A 4,976-nucleotide genomic window follows, 5' to 3' on the forward strand; every position below is an offset into this window, starting at 1 on the left:
AAAATCAAATAATCACTATAAAGATCAAGCATATCCATTTAATTCCCTCCCTAAAATTAAGGGCGGAATTCTAATGCTTTTTAGTCAAACTACAAGTTTATGTGCGTAACATGAGTAATAAGTTAAAAAATATTTTAAATAATTTGGTTCATACCATGTTTGAGCGTTCACAAGTACAAGTGCGCATTATTCGGACGATGGGGAATATTTCTTCCGTTTTTGGAGCCTTAGGAACCCTCATGAGTATTATCATGGCCATCTCGCATTCTTATAATGAAAGCAGTCAGTTACTCAATGCGATTGCGCAAGCTCTAGTTCCCTTGGTGTATGGGCTGGTATTTGCCTATTTAATTTTCAAACCAGCTGCTCGTAAATTAGAACAAAAAAATGAAATGCGTCGTTTTCGAAATCAATTACTGAGTTGTGGTTTTGTCATGCTTTCTGACAATTGCAGTGCCTTAGAGATTCAAGATACCTTAAATAGCTTTTTAGACCCTGAACGTCATTTCCACATAGTTAAAAGAGTTTGAGTTATAATTCGACTTTCTCTGATAGCTAAACCACTTCAGGCGACGGGCATCACTGATTTATAACGTGTATAAATATCCGTTAACCGGCTGCCTTGGTCGTCTTGTAAGGCTTCTCGCTCATCTTGGGAAAAGACAATATTTTTTTCATTATTTAATGCTTTAAAATATTTATCAGCAGAACGTAATTTAGTAGCTTTAGAATATCTTCCAAAAATGCTAAATAGTGCGAGTTCACCTTCACGAGCAGCGATGTACTTGGCTGCTTCATTTTTTCCGCGTTCTTGTAAAGCCAGATTCCTTGAGGTTTTTAAAAAGGCGTTATCATTAATCCATGATTGGTTTGCCGCATTTTCAATGTTATCCAATAAATAAAAACCGATAATGAGTTGACGTTTAGTTTTTGCACCTATTAGTCCCATATCATTAAATTGTTTTAATCCTTTGTCAGCTGATTTAACCACTTCCAGTACCTGGCTAGTCGGCTCGACTAACTCAATGGCCGAAGTTAGCTCAGAGCTAAGTAGTAGCTTTAATTGCTTAGTACCACATGCATTAATGCTAGTTTTTAATAGTTTAGCGATATCTACAAAGAACAATTGTTGGTGATATTCTGCTATTAATTGGATAGTCTCGGTTGGCCGCTCCAATAACATCTGTAATAAACTTTTTTCCGCGCAGCGTTCTTCATCGGTGGTATCAATCCTTTGTTCGATGGCAGTCTTTAATAATGCTAATAACTCTGCACTGAGGCCTGCATTAGGGGTCAAGCTATGTTGAAGATAGCAAAAACAAATCATTACCTGATAAAGGGAACTCATTAAACAATGAAGTCGTTCCCCATTTTTTAATCTTTTAGCACTCGAGATATTCTCTTTAATTAAATTTAAATAATAATCGCTCTTGGGGCCTTCGCGAAAAGGTGGATAGCCTAAGGGACGAGTGGTGCTTTGCAAGAGGTGGAGAAAAATCTGAATATTAAAATGTGGGTATTTATCGCTTACCTGTTTATCTAATGCTGCCAAAATTTCCTTATCATATAACATAGTTCACCTGTTTTCTAAAAGCCAAGTAAAATTGTTTTTCCTTCTTCAACATAACAGGTATTTTTTCAAAAAAATATAGTCATCATGTGTTTTTTATCGACTAATTGTTATTTAACTTTTTATAAAGTCTCATAGCAAGGAATAAAGAGTAAAATCCTCACTTATTAATTAAAATTCTTTCATATGTTATGATGATTTAAAAAATTAGCGGTTTACTCAATAACCATTTGATTAAAAAGAGATAAATGACTATGAAAGAACGACAAGAAAAAAACACCGCGGCTATCATTAAAGCCATTGGCGCTCTTGAAAAAATTACTTATGATGCTGTTGCTGCATTAATTCCTAATTTGCTTGCTGATAAAAGTTTAGAATTAGATGCCTCAGCTTATACCCCGGCCAACCTTGAATCAAAATACGGTGTAGGACGCTATCTCATTTATGATCATAAAGATCTAGACAATCCTTTTTCAATTTGGGCTTTTGCTTTTGCGCCGCAACAAAAAACAAGTATTCATGATCATAAATACCGAGGAACGGTTAGTGTATTACAAGGAACTTTATCTGAAAAATTTTATACGCCCGTGGATGATAGAAGTGCCATCTTGTCTGCCCGTTATGATCGCTATAGATTTCATATGAACCAAGATAATGTCACAGAGAGTCCGTCTAAAGCGCATCAGCTAAAATACCGTAAAAAAATGGCCGAACCGGGAACAGTAGCCGTCAGCATTCATATTTATGAAATGCCTGCACATAAAAAAGACAGTGAGGAGCAGAACCGAAATTTATTAAGTATTTTTGCCAAAAAACCCAGTGAAAAAATTAAACCTGATTATGAATCACTAGGTTTAAAACCAAGCTTGTAACCGAGTTAAGGGAATAGTAGTATCCGCGCACAATGATGGCTTTCCTGAAGGTCCTTGGCCGCAAGGAATTGCCCAACCTTTATTTTTATGTGCTAAATTTATCTTAATAGAAACAATTTAATCCAAATATCTTATGCAAAAATCACTTACTAGCAATATATTAGAAGAATTAGTTCATGCCGCTGCATTGAATCAAGAAGGCAAAACCGCAGATTACATCCCGGAGTTAGCTAATGTAAATCCAGAGCTAACTGCGATTGCTGTGAAAATAGACAATGAAAGCTTTGCTTATAGCAATGTTTCCCCACCTCCTGCAGTTACTTTGCAAAGCACTGCAAAACTAATTCCCTTAATTGGTCTTCTTGAGGATTTTGGTGAGGAACAATTATTTGAATGGGTTAAGGTGGAGCCTTCTGGGGATGATTTTGCCTCGATAACTCGGTTAGAGCAATTTGGTCCTAAGCCCTCAAATCCCATGCTGAACGCAGGTGCTATTACCTTATGTTCACAAATCCCCGGAACTGGAGAACAGCAATTTGGTTGGTTAGAGCATTGGGTGCAAAAGTTATTTAACCAACGCCTAAGTATTAACCCCTTGGTTTTTGCCTCGGAAAAAAGAACTGGGGATCGTAATCGTTCCTTGGCCTATCTATTAAAAAGTAGGAAAAACCTAGGAACTGATATTACTGAAACCTTGGACTTGTATTTTGCTTTATGTTCTTACGAAGCTACCTTGGAGCAAATGTTGTATCTTCCTTCGCTGCTGGCTAATGGTGGCATTGATCCTGACAGTGGCGCACGAATTATTTCGCGTGAAACCTGTAAGATTACCTTAGCTATTATGGCTACCTGTGGATTGTATGATGAAACGGGTACCCATATGGTTAAAACAGGTATGCCGGCTAAAAGTGGTGTATCGGGGTATACTATTGCGGTTGTGCCTGGGAAGGCAGGTATTGTAGTCTTGAGCCCAAGAGTTAATGCCAAAGGAAACAGTATTCGTGGTGAACTCATGTTAGAAGGTTTAGCGAAAAAAATGGATTGGCATTTTGCTTTGCCTTAATTAAGTTTTATTTAGATCATTTAAAGAATAGGGTACACTGATTTCATTACCACTCACCGAGTTCTCAAATGATTACTTTATATCAATTCCATCGCCTTTGGGGCATAGCGAATGCTAGCCCTTTTTGTATGAAATTGGAAACCTACTTACGTATGGCGAAGCTGTCTTATAAAGTTAAATACATTGATAATCCAAGACAAGCCCCTAAAGGAAAATTGCCCTATTTACAAATTGACGAGCTTGTATTTGCCGATAGTGAGTTGATCATTGATGAGCTTAAACAACGTTTTGGTGATCCTCTTGATAAGGAGTTAACTCCTCAGCAAAAAGCCTTAGGCCATTTAATTGAAACTAGCTTTAATGAACAGCTTTATTGGATTATTCTCTTTTTTCGATGGCAGAACAATGAGGGATGGAAGCGGGTGAAAGAGGATTTTTTTAGTAGACTCCCTACTTTTCCTAAACTATTTGTTCCCTATCTTGTGCGAAAACAAATGCTCGACGCACTTTATGCCCAAGGAATGGGAAGGCATAATAAAGAGGAGATTCTGCATTTAGGCACTAAAACTATTGAAGCGATGGTCGAATTTTTGGGGACTAATGCTTATTTTCTCGGCGATAAAGCCAGCACTGTAGATGCAACTGCGTTTGCTTTTTTAGCGAATATATTATTCCCACCTATGAAAACCCCTTTACAAGAGCTACTCCTAAGCAAAGAAAATATAGTTGCTTATTGCGCGCGAATGAAAAATAATTTTTATCCTGATTTCCAATAAACAGGGTGAATTTATACTTAACTTGGGTTAAAAGTGCTTCATACTCGTGAGCCAAATCTAAGGTTTAGTATTTAGTGTTTAAAAGGCTAATAAACTCACTTTTTCCTTTTTTACTACTGGGTAGCGCTTTCTATATAATCAAGCGGTATAATTGTAAAGCATTTTGATGTAGCCAAACAAAGATGAGCGCTCAATTTCAAGTTAACAAAGAACTCCCTTTGAAGAATCTCCTACTCTCTAAACACTAAAGTTCGTAAAACACCTTTTATTTAATTAGTGCAAATTGATTAGTGATGCGCAACACGCTACAATATACATATGATTAAATCATTTAAACATAAAGGTCTGAGAAACTTCTTCGAGAAAGGGGATTGCTCAGGTATTCAACCAAAACACGATAAGAAATTAAGATTACAATTAACTGCGCTTGATACCGCGACTGTCATCGAAGATATGGATTTACCAGGATATAACCTTCATCCGCTAAAAGGACAAAGAAGGAATTGTTGGTCTATAAGTGTAAATGGTAATTGGCGCATAACTTTTGAATTTGAAGATGGCGATGCCTACATCGTTAATTACTCATGTTACGCACATAAACTTGTAGTTTGACTAAAAAGCATTAGAATTCCGCCCTTAATTTTAGGGAGGGAATTAAATGGATATGCTTGATCTTTATAGTGATTATTTGATTT

General features: G+C 36.7%; 6 protein-coding genes. 5 read left to right on the forward strand and 1 reads right to left on the reverse strand.

What is annotated here, in order from left to right:
• The first annotated feature begins 110 nt into the window (after window positions 1-110).
• Complete coding sequence (locus ELY15_RS13255) at window positions 111-530, forward strand: MotA/TolQ/ExbB proton channel family protein (RefSeq protein ID WP_158617494.1); 420 nt, start codon at window positions 111-113, stop codon at window positions 528-530.
• Window positions 531-565: 35 nt separating this feature from the next.
• Here ELY15_RS13255 and ELY15_RS13260 read toward each other — a convergent pair whose 3' ends face one another.
• Window positions 566-1,573, reverse strand: a complete 1,008-nt coding sequence (locus ELY15_RS13260) for a hypothetical protein (RefSeq protein ID WP_127100821.1) — start codon at window positions 1,571-1,573, stop codon at window positions 566-568.
• A 245-nt stretch (window positions 1,574-1,818) separates the two neighbouring features.
• Between ELY15_RS13260 and ELY15_RS13265 the strand changes: the two genes are divergently transcribed.
• The 4 genes from ELY15_RS13265 (at window position 1,819) to ELY15_RS13280 (ending at window position 4,893) form a co-directional block, all read left to right on the forward strand.
• Window positions 1,819-2,442 carry a cysteine dioxygenase gene (locus ELY15_RS13265; RefSeq protein WP_127100823.1) on the forward strand — a complete coding sequence of 208 codons (624 nt, stop codon included), beginning with the start codon at window positions 1,819-1,821 and terminating at the stop codon, window positions 2,440-2,442.
• 133 nt (window positions 2,443-2,575) lie between these two features.
• The gene (glsA, locus tag ELY15_RS13270) at window positions 2,576-3,505 is read left to right on the forward strand and encodes a glutaminase A (RefSeq protein WP_127100825.1); all 930 of its coding nucleotides are present in this window, start codon (window positions 2,576-2,578) and stop codon (window positions 3,503-3,505) included.
• A gap of 68 nt (window positions 3,506-3,573) precedes the next feature.
• Window positions 3,574-4,281 carry a glutathione S-transferase family protein gene (locus ELY15_RS13275; protein ID WP_127100827.1) on the forward strand — a complete coding sequence of 236 codons (708 nt, stop codon included), beginning with the start codon at window positions 3,574-3,576 and terminating at the stop codon, window positions 4,279-4,281.
• Window positions 4,282-4,599: 318 nt separating this feature from the next.
• Window positions 4,600-4,893, forward strand: a complete 294-nt coding sequence (locus tag ELY15_RS13280) for a type II toxin-antitoxin system RelE/ParE family toxin (RefSeq protein WP_127100829.1) — start codon at window positions 4,600-4,602, stop codon at window positions 4,891-4,893.
• Window positions 4,894-4,976 lie beyond the last annotated feature (83 nt).

It is taken from the genome of Legionella sp. km772, from assembly GCF_003989735.1.
In the GTDB taxonomy this organism is placed as follows: Bacteria; Pseudomonadota; Gammaproteobacteria; order Legionellales; family Legionellaceae; genus Legionella.

Excerpts from the sequence above, each read along its gene's own strand:
- ELY15_RS13255 (WP_158617494.1), top strand. The coding sequence starts at position 111 with ATGAGTAATAAGTTAAAAAATATTTTAAATAATTTGGTTCATACCATG.
- ELY15_RS13260 (WP_127100821.1), bottom strand. The coding sequence starts at position 1,573 with ATGTTATATGATAAGGAAATTTTGGCAGCATTAGATAAACAGGTAAGC.
- ELY15_RS13265 (WP_127100823.1), top strand. The coding sequence starts at position 1,819 with ATGACTATGAAAGAACGACAAGAAAAAAACACCGCGGCTATCATTAAA.
- glsA (WP_127100825.1), top strand. The coding sequence starts at position 2,576 with ATGCAAAAATCACTTACTAGCAATATATTAGAAGAATTAGTTCATGCC.
- ELY15_RS13275 (WP_127100827.1), top strand. The coding sequence starts at position 3,574 with ATGATTACTTTATATCAATTCCATCGCCTTTGGGGCATAGCGAATGCT.
- ELY15_RS13280 (WP_127100829.1), top strand. The coding sequence starts at position 4,600 with ATGATTAAATCATTTAAACATAAAGGTCTGAGAAACTTCTTCGAGAAA.